22 protein-coding genes are annotated in these 22,874 nt (G+C 65.7%); 9 read left to right on the forward strand and 13 right to left on the reverse strand.

Going from position 1 to position 22,874, the window contains the following annotated elements:
• The first annotated feature begins 52 nt into the window (after positions 1 to 52).
• Entirely contained in the window at positions 53 to 1,195 is a 1,143-nt protein-coding gene (locus ACXJMY_RS31145) for an HlyD family secretion protein (RefSeq protein ID WP_456623176.1), read from the forward strand.
• Positions 1,182 to 2,810, forward strand: a complete 1,629-nt coding sequence (locus ACXJMY_RS31150; protein WP_456623177.1) for an MFS transporter — start codon at positions 1,182 to 1,184, stop codon at positions 2,808 to 2,810. Before ACXJMY_RS31145 ends, ACXJMY_RS31150 begins: the two co-directional genes overlap by 14 nt.
• Before the next feature lie 6 nt (positions 2,811 to 2,816).
• On the opposite strand, the gene ACXJMY_RS31155 is transcribed toward ACXJMY_RS31150, so the two are convergent.
• From ACXJMY_RS31155 to ACXJMY_RS31165, 3 genes are all read right to left on the reverse strand, one after another.
• Positions 2,817 to 3,557, reverse strand: coding sequence for a sulfate transporter family protein (locus ACXJMY_RS31155; protein ID WP_456623202.1), 741 nt, complete (start codon positions 3,555 to 3,557; stop codon positions 2,817 to 2,819).
• 273 nt (positions 3,558 to 3,830) lie between these two features.
• Positions 3,831 to 5,246 carry an MFS transporter gene (locus tag ACXJMY_RS31160; RefSeq protein ID WP_456623178.1) on the reverse strand — a complete coding sequence of 472 codons (1,416 nt, stop codon included), beginning with the start codon at positions 5,244 to 5,246 and terminating at the stop codon, positions 3,831 to 3,833.
• A gap of 321 nt (positions 5,247 to 5,567) precedes the next feature.
• On the reverse strand, positions 5,568 to 6,500 hold the full coding sequence (locus ACXJMY_RS31165) for a LysR family transcriptional regulator (protein ID WP_456623179.1): 933 nt from the start codon (positions 6,498 to 6,500) through the stop codon (positions 5,568 to 5,570).
• 105 nt (positions 6,501 to 6,605) lie between these two features.
• Here ACXJMY_RS31165 and ACXJMY_RS31170 point away from each other — a divergent pair, with 105 nt between their 5' ends.
• Positions 6,606 to 7,778 carry a CoA transferase gene (locus tag ACXJMY_RS31170; protein WP_456623180.1) on the forward strand — a complete coding sequence of 391 codons (1,173 nt, stop codon included), beginning with the start codon at positions 6,606 to 6,608 and terminating at the stop codon, positions 7,776 to 7,778.
• The gene (locus ACXJMY_RS31175; protein WP_456623181.1) at positions 7,775 to 8,722 is read left to right on the forward strand and encodes a hydroxymethylglutaryl-CoA lyase; all 948 of its coding nucleotides are present in this window, start codon (positions 7,775 to 7,777) and stop codon (positions 8,720 to 8,722) included. Before ACXJMY_RS31170 ends, ACXJMY_RS31175 begins: the two co-directional genes overlap by 4 nt.
• Before the next feature lie 181 nt (positions 8,723 to 8,903).
• On the opposite strand, the gene nikR is transcribed toward ACXJMY_RS31175, so the two are convergent.
• Together nikR and ACXJMY_RS31185 are read right to left on the reverse strand one after the other, a co-directional pair.
• Positions 8,904 to 9,350, reverse strand: a complete 447-nt coding sequence (gene nikR / locus ACXJMY_RS31180; RefSeq protein WP_456623182.1) for a nickel-responsive transcriptional regulator NikR — start codon at positions 9,348 to 9,350, stop codon at positions 8,904 to 8,906.
• Positions 9,351 to 9,518: 168 nt separating this feature from the next.
• Positions 9,519 to 11,996 (reverse strand): heavy metal translocating P-type ATPase, encoded by a 2,478-nt coding sequence (locus tag ACXJMY_RS31185; RefSeq protein WP_456623183.1) that lies wholly within the window; start codon positions 11,994 to 11,996, stop codon positions 9,519 to 9,521.
• 63 nt (positions 11,997 to 12,059) lie between these two features.
• On the opposite strand from ACXJMY_RS31185, the gene ACXJMY_RS31190 reads away from it, so the two are divergent.
• Entirely contained in the window at positions 12,060 to 12,335 is a 276-nt protein-coding gene (locus tag ACXJMY_RS31190) for a metal-sensitive transcriptional regulator (RefSeq protein ID WP_007598521.1), read from the forward strand.
• 178 nt (positions 12,336 to 12,513) lie between these two features.
• Here ACXJMY_RS31190 and ACXJMY_RS31195 read toward each other — a convergent pair whose 3' ends face one another.
• Positions 12,514 to 13,491: a YiiX/YebB-like N1pC/P60 family cysteine hydrolase gene (locus ACXJMY_RS31195; protein ID WP_456623184.1), complete on the reverse strand. Its 978-nt coding sequence runs from the start codon at positions 13,489 to 13,491 to the stop codon at positions 12,514 to 12,516.
• Positions 13,492 to 13,681: 190 nt separating this feature from the next.
• Between ACXJMY_RS31195 and ACXJMY_RS31200 the strand changes: the two genes are divergently transcribed.
• On the forward strand, positions 13,682 to 15,070 hold the full coding sequence (locus ACXJMY_RS31200) for a flavin monoamine oxidase family protein (RefSeq protein WP_456623185.1): 1,389 nt from the start codon (positions 13,682 to 13,684) through the stop codon (positions 15,068 to 15,070).
• 158 nt (positions 15,071 to 15,228) lie between these two features.
• Here ACXJMY_RS31200 and ACXJMY_RS31205 read toward each other — a convergent pair whose 3' ends face one another.
• The 4 genes from ACXJMY_RS31205 to pheS are packed head-to-tail and all read right to left on the reverse strand — an operon-like array spanning position 15,229 to position 19,948.
• Positions 15,229 to 15,999, reverse strand: coding sequence for a sulfite exporter TauE/SafE family protein (locus ACXJMY_RS31205; protein WP_456623186.1), 771 nt, complete (start codon positions 15,997 to 15,999; stop codon positions 15,229 to 15,231).
• Positions 16,000 to 16,055: 56 nt separating this feature from the next.
• Positions 16,056 to 18,464, reverse strand: a complete 2,409-nt coding sequence (gene pheT, locus ACXJMY_RS31210) for a phenylalanine--tRNA ligase subunit beta (RefSeq protein WP_456623187.1) — start codon at positions 18,462 to 18,464, stop codon at positions 16,056 to 16,058.
• A gap of 9 nt (positions 18,465 to 18,473) precedes the next feature.
• Positions 18,474 to 18,863 carry an ASCH domain-containing protein gene (locus tag ACXJMY_RS31215; RefSeq protein ID WP_456623203.1) on the reverse strand — a complete coding sequence of 130 codons (390 nt, stop codon included), beginning with the start codon at positions 18,861 to 18,863 and terminating at the stop codon, positions 18,474 to 18,476.
• A 2-nt stretch (positions 18,864 to 18,865) separates the two neighbouring features.
• On the reverse strand, positions 18,866 to 19,948 hold the full coding sequence (gene pheS, locus ACXJMY_RS31220; protein WP_456623188.1) for a phenylalanine--tRNA ligase subunit alpha: 1,083 nt from the start codon (positions 19,946 to 19,948) through the stop codon (positions 18,866 to 18,868).
• 138 nt (positions 19,949 to 20,086) lie between these two features.
• Here pheS and ACXJMY_RS31225 point away from each other — a divergent pair, with 138 nt between their 5' ends.
• A complete protein-coding gene (locus ACXJMY_RS31225) occupies positions 20,087 to 20,497 on the forward strand; it encodes a hypothetical protein (protein WP_456623189.1) in 411 nt (136 codons plus the stop codon).
• A gap of 32 nt (positions 20,498 to 20,529) precedes the next feature.
• Here ACXJMY_RS31225 and rplT read toward each other — a convergent pair whose 3' ends face one another.
• Positions 20,530 to 20,889, reverse strand: coding sequence for a 50S ribosomal protein L20 (gene rplT / locus ACXJMY_RS31230; protein ID WP_456623190.1), 360 nt, complete (start codon positions 20,887 to 20,889; stop codon positions 20,530 to 20,532).
• Between the two features lie 80 nt (positions 20,890 to 20,969).
• A complete protein-coding gene (gene rpmI / locus ACXJMY_RS31235; RefSeq protein ID WP_008539890.1) occupies positions 20,970 to 21,170 on the reverse strand; it encodes a 50S ribosomal protein L35 in 201 nt (66 codons plus the stop codon).
• A 263-nt stretch (positions 21,171 to 21,433) separates the two neighbouring features.
• Between rpmI and ACXJMY_RS31240 the strand changes: the two genes are divergently transcribed.
• On the forward strand, positions 21,434 to 21,823 hold the full coding sequence (locus tag ACXJMY_RS31240) for a hypothetical protein (protein WP_456623191.1): 390 nt from the start codon (positions 21,434 to 21,436) through the stop codon (positions 21,821 to 21,823).
• A gap of 249 nt (positions 21,824 to 22,072) precedes the next feature.
• On the opposite strand, the gene infC is transcribed toward ACXJMY_RS31240, so the two are convergent.
• A complete protein-coding gene (infC, locus tag ACXJMY_RS31245; RefSeq protein WP_456623204.1) occupies positions 22,073 to 22,612 on the reverse strand; it encodes a translation initiation factor IF-3 in 540 nt (179 codons plus the stop codon).
• A gap of 52 nt (positions 22,613 to 22,664) precedes the next feature.
• On the opposite strand from infC, the gene ACXJMY_RS31250 reads away from it, so the two are divergent.
• A complete protein-coding gene (locus ACXJMY_RS31250; RefSeq protein WP_456623192.1) occupies positions 22,665 to 22,871 on the forward strand; it encodes a hypothetical protein in 207 nt (68 codons plus the stop codon).
• Positions 22,872 to 22,874 lie beyond the last annotated feature (3 nt).

Raw genomic sequence — 22,874 nt, forward strand, 5'->3', positions numbered from 1 at the left:
GAATGACGATGGTGAGATCTATGTTCGAGCAAAGCCGGTTCTGGGGTCATCCGTGAGTCAACAAGAGCAAGTTTCGTCGCCGCCGGCCGTCGCTCCTGCCGCACCGGCCGCGCCGCCCAAGCCGGCACAACCGCCCGCCAGTTCGCTCTGGAGCCGGCTCGCGATCCCGCTGTTTGCGGTGATTGTCGCGCTCGCCTTCGTCGCGCTGGCGACGCTGCGCTTCGACGAATGGGTCGGCAATGCGGTGATTCAGACCACCAATGACGCCTATGTGCGCGCCGAGCTGACGCGGCTTGCGAGCCGCGTCTCCGGCGAAGTGCTGACTGTCGCGGTGACCGATTTCCAGCGGGTGAAGGCCGGCGATCTCCTGATCCAGATCGACCCCGCCGATTACGAGGCGCAGGTCGCACAGTCCGAAGCCGCGGTTGCGGCTGCGCAAGCCGTGCTCGACAATCTCGCCAACCAGGTCGAGCTGCAATATGCGACGATTGCGCAGGCCGAGGCCGCGCGGCTGTCGGCCGAAGCGATCGAGGTCGAGGCGCGGCAGGAGCAGGAGCGCCAGCAATCGCTGTCGCAGACCGAATCCGGCACGCGGCAACGCTTCGAGCAGGCGGTCGCTAGCTACGCCAAGGCGCAGGCCGACGTGCGCGCCAGCCGCGCCGTGATCGCCGCCCAGCAGCATCAGCTCGAGGTCCTGCAAGGCACCAGGAAGCAGCGCGCCGCCGATCTCGACGCCACCAAGGCTACGCTGGCGAGCGCCAAGCTCAAGCTCGGTTACACCAGGATCACCGCGCCGTTCGACGGCGTCGTCGGCGAGCGCCAGGTGCAGCCCGGCGACTACGTCAACATCGGCACCAACCTCATCAATGTGGTGCCGCTGCCAAAGGTCTATGTGATCGCGAACTACAAGGAGACCCAGCTCACGCATGTCGCACCGGGCCAGCCGGTCGAGATCACCGTAGACAGTTTTCCGCGCGAGAAGCTGCGCGGCCGGGTCGAGCGCATCGCGCCGGCGACGGGTGCGCAGGTCGCGCTGCTGCCGCCGGACAATGCGACCGGCAATTTCACCAAGGTGGTGCAGCGTATCCCCGTGCGCATCCAGTTCGACGACAACCAGCCGCTGCTGGCGCGGCTCGTACCGGGCATGTCGGTCGTCACCGGCATCGACACGAAGGGCGCGAATGGCGGAAAATGACGACGCCAGCCGCGGGCCGGTCTCGCGCGGCGGCATCGCGCCGCAGCCGCTGTTTGCCGTGGCCGCCGTGCTGCTTGGCTCGTTCCTCGCCAATTTCGACAGCCGGCTGACCACCGTCGGCCTGCCCGACCTGCGCGGCGCGTTCTCGCTCTCATTCGACGAAGGCGCCTGGCTGTCCACGGCCGGCATCGGCTCGCAAATCTTCATCGCGCCCGCGGTGGCTTGGCTTGCGACCGTGTTCGGCCTGCGGCGTGTGCTTGGTATCCCTAGCCTCGTCTATGCCGCGGTCTCTCTGACGATTCCGTTCGTGCGCGATTATCCGACACTGATCGCGCTCAGCGTCGTGCACGGGTTGTTGCTCGGTACCTTCGTGCCGGCGACCTTGATGATCGTGTTCCGCAATCTGCCGATCCGCTGGTGGCTACCGGCGATCGCGATCTATTCGATCCGCGTCGGCTTCGCGCTCGACACCTCGTCATCACTGGTCGGCTTCTATGTCGATCATCTCGGCTGGCAATGGCTGTATTGGCAGGGCGTCGTGATCGCGCCCTTGATGGGCCTGATGGTCTATCTGGGCACGCCGAACGAGCCGGTTAACCGCGTCCTRCTGCGCGAGGCCGATTGGGGCGGCATGCTGTTGCTCGGCGCCGCCGTCTCGATGATCTATGCCGGCCTCGACCAGGGCAATCGGCTGGACTGGCTCGGCTCCGGCACGGTGATGGCGCTGCTTGTCGGTGGTGGTGTTTTGTTCGTGGCCTTCGTCATCAACGAGGTGCTGGCTCGCCAGCCCTGGGCGCATGTGAACGTCCTGTTCTCGCGCAATATCGGCCTGTCGCTGGTGGTGATCCTGCTCTACACGCTGACCAGCCTCTCCAACTCATCGCTGGTGCCGAACTTCCTCGGCAATATCGGCCTGCTCAGGCCGGAACAGAGCGGCCTGTTGCTGTTCACCTATGGCGCGCTGCCGATGTTCGTGCTGGTGCCGATCTCGATCTATATGCTCCGGCACTTCGACGCGCGCGTGGTGGTGATACTGGGATTTTCCTGCTTCGCCGCCGCCAATCTTTGGGGCACCCAGCTCACCCACGACTGGGCGCGCGAGGACTTTATCGGCATCGTGCTGCTGCAATCGGTCGGCCAGTCGCTGACGCTGCTGCCGATCATCATCCTGGCGGTGTCGAACTCCGACCCCAGCCGGGCCACGGCCTTTGCCGCCTATATCCAGATCATGCGGCTCGGCGGCGCCGAGATCGGCGTGGCGCTGATGGGGACGTGGCTGCGCGTCCGCGAGCAGGTCCATTCCTTTTATCTCGGCCAGAACCTGACGGTCGGTGACGTCGACGTGGTGCGGATTCTGAAGCAGCTTGCCGATCACTTCGCGGCCCATGGCGCCGGCTCGGCGCCGGCGCGCGCGGTGGGAACGCTCGCAAGCTTCGTGCAGCGCGAGGCCAATGTGCTCGCCTATATCGACGGCTTCTGGCTGTGCTTCTGGCTGGCGATGGTCGCGCTCGGCTGCATCGCGCTGATCACCCGCGCGCCGCCGGGCCCGTTCACGCCCGCGCCGTTCGGCTTCGCCAAGATGCTGTTGCGCAAATGCGGGGTGCCGGTAGCGTAATTGGCTCTACCGCATCTGCCGCGCCGGCTCGATCAGCTCGGGCCGCGGTCCGGACAGGCGCTTGTGCATGTGGACCATGAAGGCCATGCCGAAGATCGGCGTCGCCAGATTGACGATCGGGATCGAGACGAAGGCCGCGATGATCAGGCCGGCGGTGAAGACGGTCGCGGCATTGTCGCGCCGCATCGCCTTGGCCTCCTCCGGCGATCGGAAGCGCATCGCGGCGAGCTCGAAATATTCGCGGCCCAGCAGCCAGGCGGTGGCGAGGAAGAAGATCAGGAAGCCGGCGCCGGCCAGCAACACGAAGGGCAGCGCGATCAGATAGACCAGGATGGTCAGCAATGCAGTCTTGACGCCCTCGTAGATCGCCTGGCTGAAGGGCAGCGCAACGCCGGGACGCTCGGCCGGATAATGCTCGCGCTCGACATGGTCGGCGACGTCGTCGACGAACAGGCTCGCCACCAGCGAGGTGATCGCGGGCATCAGGAACACGGCGCCGAACACGACGCCCAGGCCCGCCGCGATCGAGACGATCCAGGCCAGAACCCCGAGCGATGTGTGCCAGCCCGGCCCGAGCAGGCCTTCGAGCCAGACTTCGCCATAGGTCGCAAACCAGCTGAGCAGCCGCTGCAACCCGATCGCCAGCACGGTGATCAGCACCAGGGCAGCGCCGATCGATCGCCACAGGATCGAGCGCATCGGCGGCGAGATCATTTGCGACAGCGCCTTTACGGCGGCATCCAGCATGGGGGTACCTTTCACGAAAACCACCCGCGAGAGGTAGACACCCCAAGCCGCTTCGGCAAGTGACCCTGTCCGGCCTGCGGCTTTAGAGCGTTTTCGAGCGAAGTGGATACCGGTTCGCGTAAAGAAAACGCGTCAAAACAAGAATCTAGAGCCCCGTTCCGATTCTATCGGAACGGAAATGGCTCTAGGCTCCGCCACGATGATGGCCCAGCAGGTGACGGCACGACAGGCCGTGCTCCAGCGGCCAGATCCCCCGTGGATCCGGGCGGCGATCTACACCGCGTCCAGCGGCTTGCCGCGCACATTGGGCCCGAACAGCGCCATCGACACCACGACGATCAGCATCGCCGCGGTGATCAGGCCGAACACGCCGGTGACGCCGGCTTCCTTCAGCATATAGGCGACGATGAAGCCCGAGAATGTCGCGCTGAGCCGGCTCATCGAATAGACGAGGCCGGAGGCCCGTGCCCGGATCTGCGTCGGAAACACTTCGGTCTGATAGGCGTGATAGGCGTAGGACATCGTGGTGTTGCAGGCCGTCAGCAGCACGCCGCAGACGATCAGCAGCGCAGGCTCGGTCAATTGCGCGAACGCCATGCCGAAGGCGATGATGGCCACGCACGCACCGGTGATGATCCAGCGGCGCTCGAATTTGTCGGCAAAGCTCGAGGCCAGCAGCGGCGCGATCGGATAGGCGAAGGCGACGATGAAGGCATATTGTAGGCTCTTGGTGACATTGATGCCCTTCTCGACCAGCAGCGTCGGCACCCAATTGGCGAAGCCGTAGAAGCCGAATGCCTGGCAGAGGTTGAACACCATGAAGAGGATGACGAGCGACAGGTAGGGCGGCCGGAACAGATCGGCGAAGCCGACGCGTGCTGCAGGGGGCATCGCCGGTCGCGCGAGCGCAGGCGCGAGTCCTGCCGGCGGACGTTGGCCTGCACCTTCCAGCGTTGCCAGGATGCGAAACGCCTCCTCGGTGCGGCCATGCCGCGCCAGCCAGAGCGGGCTCTCAGGCAGGAACAGCCGCAGCACCCAGATGATCATGCTGGCGCCAGCACCAATCAGCACCACCCAGCGCCAGCCGTCGATGCCGTAGGGCGCGAGCGGCACCAGCCACCAGGCGAGAAAGGCGACGACGGGCACGGCGACGAACATGATCGACTGGTTCACCGCAAAGGCGCGGCCGCGTATCCGGCTCGGCACCAGCTCGGTGATATAGGCGTCGATGGTGATGACCTCGACGCCGATGCCGATGCCGGCGAGGAAGCGCCAGAACAGCAGGCCTTCGGAGGAGGTCTGGCAGGCCATGATCACGGACGCCGCGGTGTAGCCGAGCAGCGCATAGGTGAAGATGGCGCGCCGCCCGAAGCGGTCGGCCAGAAACCCGAGGAAGAAGGTGCCGACGAACAGCCCGGCAAACGTCGCGGCGACGAAGGCCCCGATGCCTGAGAAACCAAAAAAGCCCTGCGTCGTCGTGGTCAGGAGCCCGCTGCGGCTCAGGCCCGGCGCGATATAGCCGGTCAGGAACAGGTCATAGATCTCGAAACAGCCGCCGAGCGAAAGCAGGATGACGAGCTTCCAGACGTAACGCGTTGCCGGCATTGCCTCCAGCCGCCGCGAGATCTCGTCGGGCCCCGCGGACGTGGTGCCGAGCTCAAAGCCAGTGTCGATGCCGACAACGCTCATGAAATCCTCCCCGGAAGAGCGCGCGGCTGCGTGCGGCTCTGGTTCCCGGCGGCTTTCTTGCTGAAGCTCTGCCGGATCGCGGCCATGTTGGCCGCTGCGAGCCAGAAATCCAGACGAACATATCGATGGAAGCGTTCGATAAGTTCGAACTCGTGGTTCGTTCGCCTCTCCCTGGGCTTGCGTTAGAGCAACCGCAGATCGCCAGTTCGAGAGGTCGTCATGCCCGGGCTTGTCCCGGGCATCCACGTTCTTGGTGCGGTGTGGCAAAGCGTGGATGGCCGGGACAAGCCCGGCCATGACGCCGGAGGAATTGGCCGTGCCTCAGCTCAGCAGCTCCGCTTGCCAGTTGCCTTCGCGCACCTGCTCGGCGATCAGCGCCAGCATCAGGCGGCGCATCTCCTCCATGGCATAGGTCATCGGGCGGTTGCGCAGGCGGCAGAGATAGAGCGTGCGGGTCAGCTTCGGCTCGATCACCTTGCGTGCGATCAGGCGGCCCGCCGCCAGCTCCTCCCGCGCGAACAGCTTTGTCGCGATGGTGCAGCCCAGCCCTTCCACCAGCGCGCCGGTCATGCCGGTGATCGAGTTGGCGTGCAGGATCGCGCCGCCTTCCAGCCGCTTGAGCAGGACCGGATCGTCCAGCAACGCGCGCGAGGACAGGCCGAGACCGTAGCGAAGCAGGATCAGCGGCAGCCGGTTCAGCTCCTCGAAGCGGATCGGCGCCTTGCCCTTGCCGACCAGTTTTGGAATGCCGACGAGGAACATCTCCTCTTCGAGCACCGGCTCCGTGATCAGCTCCTTCTCCGACGGCGGATTGTAGACCAGCGCCAAATCGACATTGGAGATCATCAGGTGCATCAGCGTCGCGCCGGACAGGCTCTCGGTGAGCGACAGCTTGAGCTTGGGATATTTGGTGAGCACCGTCCGCATCAGCTGCACGCCGATCGCCTTGACGCCGGAATTTGCCATGCCGATGGAGATATCGCCGGCAATGACGCGAGCGCCCTCGCGCACTTCGGTCTCGGCTTCCGCCATCGCGCGCAGGATGATGCGGGCGTGCTCATAGAGCCGTTCGCCGGCCGCGGTCGGTTCCATGCCGCGCGACTTGCGCTCGAACAGGGGCGTTGCGAACTCGGCCTCCAGGTTCGAGATGTGATGGCTCAGCGCGGACTGCGCGACGTTCACCTGGTCGGCTGCGCGCGACAGGTTCCGCTGCTCGTACACGGCGATGAAATAACGGAGCTGGCGTGAATCCATGACGGCGAAGCGTTCTATAATCGTGAAGGTAATCTTCGATAGATTATATTTTTCAGAAGGCTTGGGAAGGCCTAGTCTTCGTGATGGACGAACAGGGAGACACGCATGGCCGAGACCGGACTGCCGCTTGCAGGCGTGCGCGTCGTCGAGATGACCCACATGGTCATGGGCCCGACCTGCGGCATGATCCTCGCGCAATTGGGCGCGGAGGTGATCAAGGTCGAACCGCCGGCGGGCGACAAGACCCGGACCCTCGGCGGCATGGGGACGGCGTTCTTTCCGCTGTTCAACCGCGGCAAGCGCAGCGTGGTGCTGGATTTCGAGCAGCCTGAGGATCGCGACACCATGCACCGGCTGCTGGAGACGGCCGATGTGTTCCTGGAGAATTTTCGCGATGGCCAGCTCGACAAGCAGGGGCTCGGCGCGGACGAATTGCGCCGGCGGCATCCACATCTGATCGTCGCCGGCCACAAGGGCTTTCTGTCGGGCCCCTACGAGCACCGCCCGGCGCTCGACGAGGTCGTGCAGATGATGTCGGGCCTTGCCGCCATGACCGGCACCCGCGAGAAGCCGCAGCGCGTCGGCTCGTCCGCCAACGACATCATGGGCGGCATGTTCGGCGTGATCGCGATCCTGGCGGCGCTGTATCAGAAGCGCGGGGGCAAGCGCGACGGCGCCGACATCCGCATCGGCCTGTTCGAGAACTGCCTGTTCCTGGTCGCCCAGCACATGGTCGAATATGAGATGACCGGCAACAAGCCGCGCTCGATGCCGGAGCGCGAGCATGCCTGGCCGATCTACGACATTTTTGACGCTGCCGGCGGCGCGCGCATCTTCATCGGCGTCGTGACCGAGGGCCACTGGCAGAGCTTTTGCCGGGAATTTGGCTTGACTGAATTTCTCGATGATCCCGCGCTTCGCACCACGACCGATCGCATCCTGGCACGCGGGCGGATCATTCCGCGCGTCGCCGAGGTCATCAGGCAGTGGGACGTGGCAAAACTGTCGCAAAGGCTCGATGCACTCAACATCTGCTTTTCGCCGATCAACAGGCCCGAGGATCTCCTGACCGACCCGCATGTGCTGCGGCCGGGCGGGCTCGTCAACAATGTCAACGCCGACGGAAAACCGTTCCGCGTGCCGGCGCTGCCGATCGAGTGGAACGGCAGCAACATCGGCGAGGGCCTGAAGGTGGCGCCGCTCGGCGCCGACACCGCGGCCGTTCGCGCCGAGATCGACAACGACGTCACGTCCAAAGCCGCAGGGAGGCGCACATGAGCAGGATTGAGGAGATTTACCCGGCCGACCGCGTCAGCCTGCGCGAGGTCGGCCTGCGCGACGGGCTCCAGCTCGTGAAAAAAATTCCGTCCACCGAGGCCAAGCAGCGCTGGGTGCGCGATGAATATGCCGCCGGCGTGCGGCATTTCGAGGTCGGCTCGTTCCTGCCGGCAACGACCTTTCCGCAATTCGTCGATGTCCGCGACATCGTCGCGACCGTCGCCGGATTGCCCGGCGCGCACGGCATTGCGCTCGCGCTCAACGAGCGCGGGGTGAACGAGGCGCTGGAGTCCGGCGTCGGCGAGATCGCCTCGGTGGTTTCGGCGACGGAAGAGCACAGCCAGGCCAATGCGCACCGCTCGCGCGAATCCGCGATCGCCAATGTGAAACGTCTCTGCGACATGCGTGACGCCAGCCCCCACAAGCCGCTGGTGAACGCCGCGATCTCGATGGCGCTGGGCTGCTCGATCACCGGCGCGGTCGATCCTGTCGAGGTGCTTCGTCTGGTCGACAAATGCCTTGAAGCCGGCGTCGATTTCGTCGCGATCGCCGACACGGTCGGTTATGCCGGCCCGAAGCAGGTGGCCGACCTGACGCGCGCCGCGGTCAGGCTCGCGGGCTCGAAGCCGATCTGCATCCATCTCCATGATACCCGCGGCATGGGTATCGCGAACGCTGCGGCCGCGCTGGACGAAGGTGTGCGTATCCTCGATGGCTCGCTCGGCGGTCTCGGCGGCTGCCCGTTCGCGCCCGGTGCGACCGGCAATGTCGTGTTCGAGGACCTCGTGTTCCTGTGCGAGAGCAAGGGTTTTGCCACCGGCATCGACCTGGAGCGGCTGATCGCCGTGCGCAAGATCCTGCGCGAGGCGATGCCGAACGAGCCGCTGTACGGCGGCCTCGCGCGAGCGGGGTTGCCCGGCGGAGCGGCGGCGAAGGCGGCGTGATGTCTTTCTTCCCTTCTCCCCTTGTGGGAGAAGGTGGCGCGACGCGCCGGATGAGGGGTCTCTCTCCGCGAGCTCGAAGAGGAGTGGTCGCGGAGGCATACCCCTCACCCGTCTCGCCGCTTCGCGGCGAGCCACCCTCTCCCACAAGGGGAGAGGGGAACGCACCGTCTATGCGGCAGACCTACTCATGCCTTTGCCCGTGCTTTCGCGCCTTCGCCTGCTTGCCTTCGCCGGTCGGGATCATCACCACGCGGCCGTAGCGCACGCCGCGTTCGGCGATGATGTGGTCGGCGAAATGCCTGACCTCGTCGGCCGCGCCGCGCAGCGCCGTCATCTCCATGCAGTTGTTGTCGTCGAGATGGACGTGCAGCGTCGCCAGCGCCAGGTCGTGGTGGCCGTGGAATTCCTGCACCAGGCGCTTTGAGAGATCGCGCGCGGCGTGGTCGTAGACATAGACGAGGCCGGCGACACAGGGCCCGGTCTGCGCGGTGTCCTCGGTCGACTGTTGCAGGCCGGCGCGCGCGAGATCGCGGATGATCTCGGAGCGGTTCTGGTAGCCGCGGGCCTCCGCCGCGGCGTCGATCTCCGCCAGCAGATCGTCCTCGATCGTGATCGTAATTCGCTGCATCAAGATGCTCCCTCGCGCGTGTCCGCGGTCCGTAGCCCGGATGGAGCGAAGCGAAATCCGGGACAGCCTCGTTATGAGGACAGACCCCGGATTGCGCTTCGCTCCATCCGGGCTACGACGCCTTTGTAGCGTCTTCCCGCAAGCGGGGCGAGGGAGCGCACCTTCATCTCACAGCCGCGTCGCGCGCAGCCGCAACGCATTTCCGACCACGCTCACCGAGGACAGCGCCATCGCCGCCGCCGCGATGATCGGCGACAGCAGGATGCCGAACGCCGGATAGAGGATGCCGGCCGCGATCGGAATGCCGGCGGCGTTGTAGATGAAGGCGAAGAACAGGTTCTGGCGGATATTGCTCATGGTCGCCTGCGACAGCTTTCGCGCACGCACGATGCCGACAAGGTCGCCCTTGAGCAGGGTGATGCCGGCGCTTTCCATCGCGACGTCGGTGCCGGTGCCCATGGCGATGCCGACTTCGGCCGCAGCCAGCGCCGGTGCGTCGTTGACGCCGTCGCCGGCCATCGCGACGCTGCGGCCGGCCTTTTGCAGTTTCGTCACCACCGCGCTCTTCTGGTCCGGCAGCACCTCGGCTTCCACCTCGGTGATGCCGAGCCGACGCGCGACGGCTTGCGCCGTCGTGCGGTTGTCGCCGGTCAGCATGATCACCTTGATGCCCTCGGTGGCGAGCGCCTTCAGCGCCTCCGGTGTCGAGGCCTTGACCGGATCGGCGATCGCAAACAGGCCCGCGAGCGTGCCATCGACGGCCATGTTGATGACAGTGGCGCCGTCGCCGCGCAGGCGCTCGGCCTCGGCGTCGAGCGCCTTGGTGTCGATGCCGATCGAGGCGAAATATCTGGCATTGCCGAGCACGATGGTCTTGCCGTCGACCTTCCCGGTCGCACCCTTGCCGGTCGGGGAATCGAACTGCTCGACCTGGCCGAGGGCGAGCTGCTTCTCCTTCGCCGCGCGCACGATGGCATCGGCCAGGGGATGCTCGCTGGCGCGCTCGACGCTGGCTGCAATGCGGAGGATGTCATCCTCGGCAAAGCCGGCCGAAGCGACGATCGCCACCACCTTGGGCTTGCCCTCGGTCAGCGTGCCGGTCTTGTCGACCACGAGCGTGTCGATCTTCTCCAGCCGCTCCAGCGCTTCGGCATTCTTGATCAGGACGCCGGCCTGCGCGCCGCGGCCGACGCCGACCATGATCGACATCGGGGTCGCCAACCCCAGCGCACAGGGACAGGCGATGATCAGCACGCTGACGGCGGCGACGAGGCCGAAGGCGAGCCGCGGCTCCGGTCCGAACCAGGCCCAGGCCGCAAATGCGGCGACGGCAACGACGATGACCATCGGTACGAACCAGCCCGCGACCTGGTCGGCGAGGCGCTGGATCGGCGCGCGCGAGCGCTGCGCGTCCGCGACCATCTGCACGATCTGCGACAGCAGCGTCTCGCGCCCGACCTTGTCGGCACGCATGATGAAGCTGCCCGACTGGTTGAGCGTGCCGGCGATCACCTTCGCACCGATCTCCTTGGTGACCGGCATGGATTCGCCGGTGACGAGGGATTCGTCGAGCGAGGAACGGCCCTCCAGAATGACGCCGTCGACCGGCACTTTTTCGCCGGGGCGGACGCGCAAGTGCTCGCCGGCATGAAGTGCGTCGATCTCGACCTCGTGCTCGCTACCATCAGGCTCGACGCGGCGCGCAGTCTTCGGCGCGAGCTGCAACAGCGCCTTGATCGCGCCGGACGTCGCATCGCGGGCGCGCAGCTCCAGCACCTGGCCGAGCAGCACCAGCACGGTGATGACCGCGGCAGGCTCGAAATAGACGGCAACGGCGCCGTCATGGCCGCGGAAGGTCGCAGGGAATATCTGCGGCGCGAGCGTGCCGATGATGCTGTAGACATAGGCGACGCCGGTGCCCATCGCGATCAGCGTGAACATGTTGAGGTTGCGCGTCACCAGCGACTGCCAGCCGCGCACGAAGAACGGCCAGCCGGCCCACAGCACCACGGGCGTGGCGAAGACGAGCTGGATCCAGTTCGACAGCGCCGCATCGATCCAGTTGTGCGGTCCGGCGAGATGGCCGCCCATTTCGAGCACGACCGGCGGCACCGACAGCACGCCGCCGATCCAGAACCGCCGCGTCATGTCGGCGAGCTCGGGGTTGGGGCCGGTCTCGAGGCTCGCGACCTCCGGCTCCAGCGCCATGCCGCAGATCGGGCAGGTGCCGGGTCCGACCTGGCGGATCTGCGGATGCATCGGGCAGGTGTAGATGGTGCCCGCCGGCATCTCGGGCTCGGGCGCCTTCTGCTCTTCGTTTTTCTTGGCGAGGTATTTTGCGGGATCGCCGGAAAATTTCGTGCGGCATCCGGCCGAGCAGAAATGGAAGGTCTCGCCGTGGTGGTCGAAGTGATGCTTGGATGTCGCCGGGTCGACCGTCATGCCGCAGACGGGGTCGTGCACCTTCGTCGCTGCGGCGCCGTGGTCATGGGTGTGATGATGGGCGTGGCCGGCATGATCGCCGTGTCCGCCGCAGCATGAGGCTGCCGCAGGCTTGTCGCTCGGCGGCGTCGCGGCCTTGCTCGAACAGCCGCATCCGGTGTGACCGTTCGCGTCGTGATGGTGCTCGTGTTCGGCGTCGTTCATTGCCATGCTCCGGCCTTGCGCTTGGTCCTTGCAACCCATACCCGGTAGGGGTATATAGACGGCATGCGCAAGGACATCAAGGCATCTGTCGGAAAACGGCTCGGCCGGATCGAGGGCCAGGTTCGTGGCCTCTCGAAAATGGTCGAGGAAGACCGTTACTGCATCGACATCGTGACGCAGATCTCGGCGGTGCGTGCCGCGCTGCGCCGGGTCGAGGAGGAGGTCCTGAAGGACCACGTCGCCCATTGCGTCGAGCACGCGATCGCAAGCGGCGACAAGGCCGACCAGCGCGAGAAGATCGCGGAGCTGATGGCGGTGATCGGACGGGCGGAGCGGTAGGCTCGCACGCTCGGCCATTGGGGGCGCACACGATCCCCCTCCACGTCGTCCCGGCGAAGGCCGGGACCCATAACCCCAGGGAGGAGTTTGGCGAAGACTCGTGGTTCGGTACGACTACCGCCTGCAATCGATAAATCACGCGGTATGGGTCCCGGCCTTCGCCGGGACGACGGCGGAGTTACGCCGCCCTCTCGCGCGTGCGTGCCCGTCGGCGCGGGCGGTACATCGCGATCTTCTTCAGCAGCAGGAAATGCTCCGAGATGGTAACGCGTTCGACCATCTCGGCGGGCTGCCCGATCACTTCTTCAGCCGGAACCGGCGCCTCTTCGTCAATCGCTTCAGGAACGAGCGGCGGCGCACTGATCGCTTCTGGAAACACACCGAACGTGCCGGCTACCTCCTCGAGCGGCTTTTGCTTGTCGGCCCAGTGCAGGGCGGTGTAGTCGAACCCGTGCACGATGGTGGGTTTGACGACTTCGAAATAGGGCGAGATGTCGAAGTCGCGGGGCATGTAGAGCGAGGAATCGCGGATGTGCAGGATCTCGCGGCGGGCGGCGCGGCTGCCGGCCTTGGTGATCTTCGGCAGGATCGGATAGCGTACGGCGTCGAAGGCCTGCGCGATCAGCGCCGAGCAGATGATCTTGGTGGGATCGCCCGAGCCGATCGCGATCATGCGCCGCCGCCAGCGCTGCGGGATCGGCAGCGGAAACAGGAAGCGCATCAAATCGACGATGTTCTTGGTGTCGTAGCCGAAGCCGATGCGGTTGATCGCATAGCGGCAGACCGTGGTGCGGTCCTCGTGGGACAGCCCGACCGGGCGGCAGACGCGGGTGTGATAGGGGAAATATTTCGATAGCGGCGCGGAGGTGACGCCTTCGCCGATATTGGCCTCTATCAGCACGTGCTGCTCGCCATTGGGCTCTTCCGCCCCCTCGATCGGCCCGACATAGAGCGCGGCGTGCGACCAGGTCGACTGCGTCAGGTATTTGATGATGCCGGAAATGCGGTTGTTGCCCTCGACCAGCAGCACGTCGCCGGGCTCGATGATGCCGCGCAGATGCTCCGGATCGCTCGGCGTGAACGGCTCATAGCCCGGCACCTCCTTCGAGAGGTACGCGGCAATCAGCTTGCCGACTGAGTCTAGGACGGTCCCCATGTCGAACTCCCCATGGCCTTTTCCGGCCTTGTTTTTTCCTTCTCTACCATGGTCGAAACGTGTTGCAATTCAGTTCATAGCCCCGTGAGGTCAAGCACGATTGATTCACCATGATAGTTGCCGCGCAACATCGGATGCGGCAAGGTTCGCTAGCTGTTCCCGTTCGCCGCAAGTCCCCGGAAACCATGACATGACAATCACGCGCCGCAGCTTCCTATCGGCGTCGGCAGCCCTTGCCGCAGCGCCGGTCCTGCGCGCAACGGCCGCACCCCTGCCGCGCGAGGCTGACATTGTCGTGATCGGCGCAGGCGCGGCCGGGATTGCCGCGGCGCGGCGCGTCATGGCGGCCAATCGCAAGGTCGTGGTGGTGGAAGCGGCATCGCAGATCGGCGGCCGCTGCATCACGGATGCGACGACGTTCGACGTGCCGTTCGATCGCGGCGCGCGCTGGATGCACAATCCCGAGACCAATCCGATGATCCGGCTGGCGCGCAGCGCCGGGCTCGACGTGCTGCCGGCGCCGTCGGGCCAGAGGATGCGCATCGGTCGCCGCAATGCGCGCGCCGGCGAGACCGAGGAATTTCTGGCGGCGCTGGTGCGTGCCAACCGCGCCATCGACGAAGCCGCGCGCGGCAAGCTCGATACATCCTGCGCCGCGGTGCTGCCGAAGGATCTCGGCGATTGGGCGGGCGCGGCCGAGTTCGTGCTGGGTGCGAGCTTTGCCGGCAAGGACCTGAAGGAGCTGTCGGCGATCGACAAGGCCCGCGCGCAGGACCGCAATGCCGCGATCGCCTGCCGCCAGGGCCTCGGCACGCTGATCAGCAAGCTCGGCGAGCAGGCGCCGGTCGCGCTGGCGACGCCGGCGAGCCGCATCGCCTGGAGCAATCGCGACGTCAGCGTGGAGACGCCGTCCGGCAAGATCGCCGCGCGCGCCGCCATCATCACGGTCTCGACCAATGTGCTGACCGCGGGCGCGATCAAGTTCGCGCCCGACATCCCGAAGCGCACGCTCGATGCCGCCGCAAAGCTCACGCTCGGCAGCTACGATCACATCGTGCTGCAGCTGCCGGGCAATCCGCTCGGACTGTCGCGCGACGACATCCTGATCGAGCAGAGCAATTCGACGCGCACGGCGCTGATGTTCGCCAATATCGGCGGCTCCTCGCTGTGCTCGATCGATGTCGGCGGCTCGTTCGGCCGCGATCTCTCGGAGCAGGGCGAAAAAGCCATGATCGCCTTCGCCAGGGAATGGATCACAAAGCTGTTCGGCAGCGAGGCGGCGGCGACCGTGCAGAAGACCAGCGCCACGCGCTGGAACGCCTCGCCGTTCGTGATGGGCGCGATGTCGGCGGCCTCGCCCGGCGGCCAGCTCTCGCGAAGAATTCTGGCCGAGCCGATCGGCTGCATGTTCCTCGCGGGCGAGGCAGCGCACGACACGCTTTGGGGCACCGTCGACGGCGCCTGGGAAAGCGGCGAGCGCGCCGCGGAGGCCGCGCTCCGCAAGATCGGCGCACTCAGGGACGAGCCGGCCGATGTGCCGACGCAATCGACGAAGAAGCGCCGGACGCCGCGGCTGTAGGGCAATTGAGCGGCGACAAACTCACTTGTCGTCCCGGCGAAGGCCGGGACCCATAACCACAGGGAGTGGTTTGGCGAAGACTCGTGGTGATCAGCTCGCGCTACAAAAGCTGACCGGGGTAATGGGTCCTGGCTTTCGCCAGGACGACTCGGAGGGAGTTATCGCAAAATCCCATCCAGCAGCGGCAGCCCGGCGATCACCGCAATCGCAATCAGCACATAGCAGATGCCGCGGAACACCGTCTCGCTGGCGCGGCCGAACAGCGAGGCACCGAACGCGACGCCGATGGCGTAGACCGGGCCGACGATCAGCGACAGCACCAGCGATTCGCGTGAGATCAGGCCTGTCGTCGCGTAGCTGACCATCGAGAAGAAATCCGACGCGCCGAAGAACAGCAGGATGTTGGCGCGCGCCACGATCGGGGCGATCGGGCGGCCGAGCCAGTAGCCGACGATCGGCGGGCCGCCGGTTTGCGCCAGCCCGCTACAGAAGCCCGAGAGGCCGCCGATCCCGACCGAGAGCCAGGCGTGGTCCTTGCCGCGATAGCGCCAGCCCGACAGCAGCAAGAGCAGCAGCGCGGCGACGAAGCAGGAGATGATCCAGCGCGTGGTGACCGGTTCGAGCACGCTGAGGAAATAGGTGCCGACGGGCACGCCGACCAGCGCGCCCAGCACGATCACGGCAGTGGCATTGCGGTCCGCCTTCCGCCATGCATCCGGCAAGAGCGGCGCGGCCGCAACGAAATCGATGACGAGCAGCAGCGCTGCGACCAGCCGCGGCGCCGCGATACTGCTCGCCAGCGGCATGAAGATCAGCGCCGAGCCGAAGCCCGAGAAGCCGCGCGCGGCGCCCGAGATGAAAGCGACGGCGCAGAGCGCCATCGCAATGGTGAGGCTGACGTCCTTCGGGAGAAAGTCAGTAGGCGTCATGCTCTATTGTTTCTGGAGCATGACGTGATCCGGAAACCGCTGCACGCTTTTCGGCATCATGCCCTCAGCGTGCCGCCGGTCTTCTTCGTCACCTCGGCCACGATTTTCGCGGCCACGGCCTCGATCTCCTGGTCGGTTAGCGTCTTCTCGCGCGGCTGGATCGTCACCGCGATCGCGACAGACTTCTTGTCGTCATCGATGCCCTTGCCCTCATAGACGTCGAACACGTTCACGCCGGTGATCAGCTTCTTGTCGACGCCTTGCGCGGCGCGCACGATGTCGCCGGCCTTGACGGTACGGTCGACGATGAAGGCGAAGTCGCGCGACACCGGCTGGAACGCCGACAACTCGATCGCGGGCTTGGCGCGCGTCGGCTTCTTCTTCGCCTCGGGGATGCGGTCGAGGATCACCTCGAACACCATCAGCGGGCCGTCGGCGCCGAGCGCCTCGAGCGCGCGCGGATGCATCTCGCCGAACGTGCCGAGCACGTTCTGCGGGCCGATCTGGATGGTGCCRGAGCGGCCCGGATGCAGCCAGGCCGGTCCGCCGGCCACGATTTGCAGCGCCTGCATCGGCGCGCCGGCGGCAGCCAGCACCGCGAGCGCATCGGCCTTGGCATCGAACACATCGGCGGCCGCCGAGCCCGACCAGTGCCGTCCGAGACCTTCCGAGGCGGCAAAGCCGCGGCGGATGCCGCTCGCTGCCATGAACTGATCCTGCGGGCGATCGCCCTTGAACACCTGGCCGACCTCGAACAGCGCGACATCGCCAAGGCCGCGATCGGCATTGGCCTGCGCGGCCGCGATCAGGCCGGCCAACAGGGTCGGGCGCATGTCGGACAGGTCCGACGCGATCGGATTGGCCACTTCGAGCTCGCGCTGGCCGCCGCCGAACAGTTCGGCCGCAGGCTTCGCGATGAACGACCACGTCACCGCCTCGATCATGCCGCGGCTCGCGAGCGCGCGCCTGGCGCGGCGGGTGCGGAGCTGGATCGGCGTCAGCACGGATTTGCGCGCGTCCTCGCCGCGTTCGAACGGCGTCATCGGTACCTTGTCGATACCGAAGATGCGCACGATCTCCTCGACGATGTCGGCCTTGCCGTGCACGTCCGAGCGCCAGGACGGCACCGCGACCTTCACCACCGGGCCCGGGCCCGCCATCATGAAGCCGAGATGGGTCAGGATGCGCTTCATCTCCGGCTGCGGCACCTCGATGCCGGACAGCCGCTTGACCTCGGTGACCGGGAAATCGATCACGCGGTCGTCGCCAAAGGCCTTTCCGACCACGATAGTCTCCGACGGCGCGCCGCCGCACAACTCCATCACCAGCCTGGTCGCGAGCTCCAGCCCCGGCACCATGAAGGCCGGGTCGACGCCGCGCTCGAAGCGGTAGCGCGCATCCGAGTTGATGCCGAGCTTGCGCCCGGTCTGGGCGATGTTGATCTCGTTCCACAGCGCCGATTCGATCAGCACGTCGGTGGTATTCTCGTCGCAGCCCGAGGCTTCGCCGCCCATGATGCCGGCGAGCGATTCGACGCCGTGCTCATCCGCGATCACGCAGATGTTGGGATCGAGGTTGTAGGTGCGGCCGTCGAGCGCGAGCAGGCTCTCGCCGTCGCGGGCGCGGCGCACGACGAGGTTGCCCCTCACCTTCCTGGCGTCGAACACATGCAGCGGCCGGGCGCGATCGAACGTCATGAAATTGGTGATGTCGACCAGCGCATTGATCGGACGCAAGCCAATCGCGGTCAGCCGCTTTTGCAGCCATTCCGGCGACGGGCCGTTCTTGACGCCGCGCACCAGGCGCAGCGCGAAGCCCGGGCACAGCGTGGCGTCCTCGACCGTCACCTTCACCGGGCAGGGGAATTCACCCTTCACGGCCTTGATGGTCGGATCCTTGAACTTGCCCATGTCGGCGGCGGCGAGATCGCGCGCGATGCCGTGCACGCCGGTGCAGTCCTGCCGGTTCGGCGTCAGATTGATCTCGATCACGGGATCGCCGAGCGCGGCCCATTCGGCGTAAGGAGCCCCGATCGGCGCGTCCGCCGGCAATTCCATGATGCCATCATGGTCGTTGGAGATCTGAAGCTCAGCCGCCGAGCACAGCATGCCGCGGCTCTCGACGCCGCGGATGGTGCCGACACCGAGCGTGATGTCCTTGCCGGGAATGTAGGTCCCGGGCGGCGAGAACACGCTGACCAGGCCAGCGCGCGCGTTCGGCGCGCCGCACACGACCTGCACCGGCGCGCCACCGTCGCCGGTGTCGACCATGCAGACGCGCAGCCGCTCCGCGTTCGGATGCTGCTCGGCCGAGATCACCTTCGCGATGGTGAACGGCTTCAGGGCCTTCGCCTTGTCCTCGATGTTCTCGACCTCGAGCCCGATCATGGTGAGCTTGTCGGCGAGCTTGTCCAGCGGCTCGTCGGTGTCGAGATGATCTTTCAGCCAGGAGAGCGTGAATTTCATTTTGCGTTCCTAGAAAACCTCGACCAGGCGGAAGCGTTCGCACATCAGCATCATGTCTTCGCGAAACTTGCCTTGCCGACTGAAATAGTTGCGATGCGCGTTGCGCCAGTAGTCGAGACTGCGATCACCTTCGCCTTCGTCGAAGGCAAAGGCCGCATCGACCTCGCCGAAGCGGCGATAGCTCACCTCGGTCGATTCGATGATGCAGCGTGGCTCTCCGCGTCCGTCCAGCACGATCCAGCGTTCGCCCGGCGTCGAGGTGTTGGGCTCGTCCTCGGTGCTGCATGTCGCGGTCTTGACGCCCCGGATCACGAGATCGAGCAACTCGTCGGCGAGCGCCGGGCCGTCGCCGAAGGCGAACGACCGCAGGCCGCGATATTGCTCTGGGACGGCGCTCAGGTTCACGTGCTCAATCCCCCCGCGAGCGTCGGGACTTCCAGCGGCTTGAAGCCGTAGTGGGACAGCCAGCGGACGTCGCTGTCGAACAGCTGGCGCAGATCGCTCATGCCGTATTTCAGCATGGCGATGCGGTCGATGCCCATGCCCCAGGCAAAACCCTGGTACTCGTCCGGATCGATGCCGCAGGCGCGCAGCACGTTCGGGTGCACCATGCCGCAGCCCAAAATCTCGAGCCAGTCCTCGCCTTCGCCGAAGCGGATCTCGCCCTTGTCGCGGCGGCACTGGATGTCGACTTCCAGCGACGGCTCGGTGAACGGGAAGAACGAGGGCCGGAAGCGCATGTTGATGTGGTCGACCTCGAAGAACGCCTTGCAGAACTCGTGCAGGATCCATTTGAGGTGGCCGAGATGCGAGTGCTTGTCGATCACGAGGCCTTCGACCTGGTGGAATTGCGGGGTGTGGGTCGCGTCCGAATCGATGCGATAGGTGCGGCCCGGGCAGATCACGCGGATCGGCGGCTTCTGGCTCAGCATGGTGCGCACCTGCACCGGCGAGGTGTGGGTTCTGAGCAGCATGCGCGAGCCGTCCTCCTTCGGATGGAAGAAGAAGGTGTCGTGCATCTCGCGCGCGGGATGGCCGATCGGGAAATTCAGCTTGGTGAAATTGTAGTCGTCGGTCTCGATGTCGGGACCTTCGGCGACCGAAAATCCCATGTCGGCGAAGATCGTCGTGAGCTCGTCCCAGACCTGGCTCAGCGGATGGATGCGGCCGGCCTCTGCCGGCGCATCGCGCAGCGGCAGGGTGACGTCGATGGTCTCGGAGGCGAGCCGCGCATCGAGCGCCGCAGATTTCAGCACGTCGCGCCGTGCAGCAAGCGCCTGGGTGACCTCGTCCTTGGCCTGGTTGATCGCGGCCCCTTGCGTCTTGCGCTCGTCCGGCGACATCTTGCCCAGCGTTGCGAGCAATGCCGAGATCGAGCCCTTCTTGCCGAGGGAGGCGACACGGACGGCTTCGAGCGCGGCTTCGTCGCCGGCGGCGGTAATCTGCGCGAGGATGGATTGGACGAGACTGGCGAGGTCGGACACGGTCAGATCCTTTCAAAAGGCTGCCGGGTTGTGGCCGCAGCCGGGCCGGAACGTCAAGCCGTCTAGAGCGTGGAGACCGTCGGGGACTTGAACCGTATTGGCATGGCTGGCACCAACGGGAAATCGAAGGAGAGGACGATGCGTCTGCGATCATGCCTGGCCGGTCTGGCCCTGGCGCTTCTGGCGGGTGCGGCGCAGGCCGCGACCGAAGAATGCCCGGCCAAATCCAATTCGATGGACGACATCATCGCCGCCCTCGACGCAGCGCCGGGCTGCGACCGCGCCATGAAGCTGTTCGAAGCCTGCGCGTACGGTGCCAGCGGCGATGTGCAATTCGGCGCAGCGGTCGAGAAGAAGTGCGAGGCCGATTTTCTCAAGGCCCTGAAGCCGCCGCAGACGCTCAGCTTTCAGCGCGAGTTGCGGGTCTGCGACCGGAAATACCGGAACAAGTCCGGCACGATGTATCTCTCGGCCACAGCCTTCTGCCGGGCGGAGGTCGCCCAGCGCTACTCGCGAAGAGCGCTGAAGGCCGGCGGAGCCGGCCGTTAGCGTTGCGTTGCTCAGCCGGCGCGAGCGGCCTCTCAGGCAGCCAGCGCAGCCTTGGCCTTCTCGGCGATCGCCTGGAACGACGCGGGCTCGTTGATCGCGAGATCCGACAGCACCTTGCGGTCGACCGTGATGCCCGACTTGGCGAGGCCGTTGATAAATCGGCTGTAGGTCATGCCGAACGGACGCACGGCCGCATTGAGGCGCTGGATCCAGAGCGCGCGGAAGGTGCGCTTCTTGCGCTTGCGGTCGCGGAAGGCGTACTGCTGGGCCTTCTCGACGGCCGGCTTGGCGGCGCGGATGGTGTTCTTGCGGCGGCCGTAGAAGCCCTTGGCGGCCTTGTAGACTTTCTTGTGCTTGGCGTGGGCGGTCACACCGCGTTTGACGCGAGACATGACAAATATCCTTCAGAGATGACTTTGGTTTTCGGATTGCCGCGCGGAACGCGGCTCGGTGGCAGTGATCGTGGACGCGATCAGGCGTTCGGCAAGAAGTACTTCTTGACGTTGTCGCCGTCGGTCTTGAACAGCACGCGGGTGCCGCGGAGCTGACGGATCTGCTTCTTCGTCCGCTTGATCATGCCGTGACGCTTGCCGCGCTGGGCGTGCATCACTTTGCCGGTGGCAGTCACCTTGAAGCGCTTTTTAGCGCCCGATTTGGTCTTCAGCTTGGGCATTTTGCTCTCCTATGGCCACAACAGAATGCCGCCCGTGAAGGCGGCTGGCCGTCTAAAATGCTCGTTAGAGCGTTGATTGTGCTCAGGTTTTGCGAACCAGCGCGAAACCCGCACGGACACCGCCGCGGCAGCCCTTAAATCAGCCGGGCGATGAAGGCTGGGCTTATGACAGAGCAGGAGCCAAATGGCAACGATGAACCGCGGCAACGGGCTTGCCGACTATTCGAGATCGCCCCACATTTCCTGCCCGGAGGTGGACCCAAATGGCCGATTTCCCGTGTTTCTCCGTCCGCTTTCCGCGCCGCCTGGCGCTCTTTGCCGTGCTCGCCGCAGCCGCCATCCCCTCGACCGCCGACGCCCGTGTCGGTCGCTATGACGGCGTCTGGAACGTCACCTTCGCCACCACCCGCGGCAATTGCAGCTCGGGTTACAGTGTTCCGTTCACCGTGACGGGCAGCCGGGTGTCATCCGCCGGCGGCGGCCGGGTCTCGGGCCTGGTCAACCGCTCTGGCGCCGTCGCGGTCCATGTCTCGGTCGGCGCCTCCCACGCCAGTGGCGGCGGCCGGCTCGCCGGTGCGGTGGGCGCGGGCTCCTGGAACGGCATCATCTCCGGCGACCGCTGCCAGGGCACCTGGCAGGCGACGCGGTCGTAGCTGGCGCCAAGACGACGGTGCGCTCCCTCCCCCGCCTGCGGGGGAGGGTTGGGGAGAGGGTGTCTCCGCAAGCGAGGACCCCCCAAGAGGTGAGCGCCCTCACCCGGCGCTTCGCGCCGACCTCTCCCGCAAGCGGGAGAGGTTGCAGCGAGTTCGCCGCGAGCGATGTTCCCGCCAAACTGCACAAACCAAAACGGCCCGCCGGAGATCCGGACGGGCCGTTGAACTCTCAAACTTGAACAACCGGCGTCAGCGTGGCGCCAGCACCATGACGACCTGACGGCCCTCGAACCTGGCGTCCTGCTCGACCTTGGCGAGTTCGGCGACGTCGCTTTTGATCTTGTCCAGCAGCTTGGTGCCGATTTCCTGGTGCGCCATTTCGCGGCCGCGATAGCGCAGCGTGATCTTGACCTTGTCGCCCTCTTCGAAGAACCGCTGCATCGCGCGCATCTTCACGTCGTAATCGTGATCGTCGATCATCGGGCGGAGCTTGATCTCCTTGATCTCGACGGTCTTCTGCCGCTTGCGGGCCTCGGCGGCTTTCTTCTGGGCGGAATACTTGTACTTSCCGTAGTCCATGATCTTGCAGACGGGAGGGCTGACATTCGGCGAAATCTCGACCAGATCCATGCCAGCTTCCTGGGCCATGCGGATGGCCACGACGGTCTCGACCGTGCCCTTGTTATCGCCGGTCTGATCGATCAGCTGGATCTGCGCATTGCGGATATCATCATTGATGCGCGGCCCGTCTTTGCTGGCAGGGGCCGGGGCTCTATTAGGACGGCGAATGGGTGGTTCTCCAAAGTTGTGAAAGGAAGCGGCTAGTTTGAAGGAAGAAGCGTTGGCCGGCAAGCAAGTCGCGTGTACCGCGATCGAAAACCCTCAAATGCGAGGCATTTTGGTCACGCCCATCGGCACGCCGCTCGACATAGACACCTTGCTCCGGTTCCGCAAGCGCCCCAAAAGGACAGGGTTGATAGCCGATTATGCCGCCGAAGCGGCCAAAATAGCTCAAACCAAGACACCTCAAACCGCACAGCCCGAGTAAACG

The sequence above is a fragment of the Bradyrhizobium sp. P5_C12 genome (assembly GCF_054049735.1).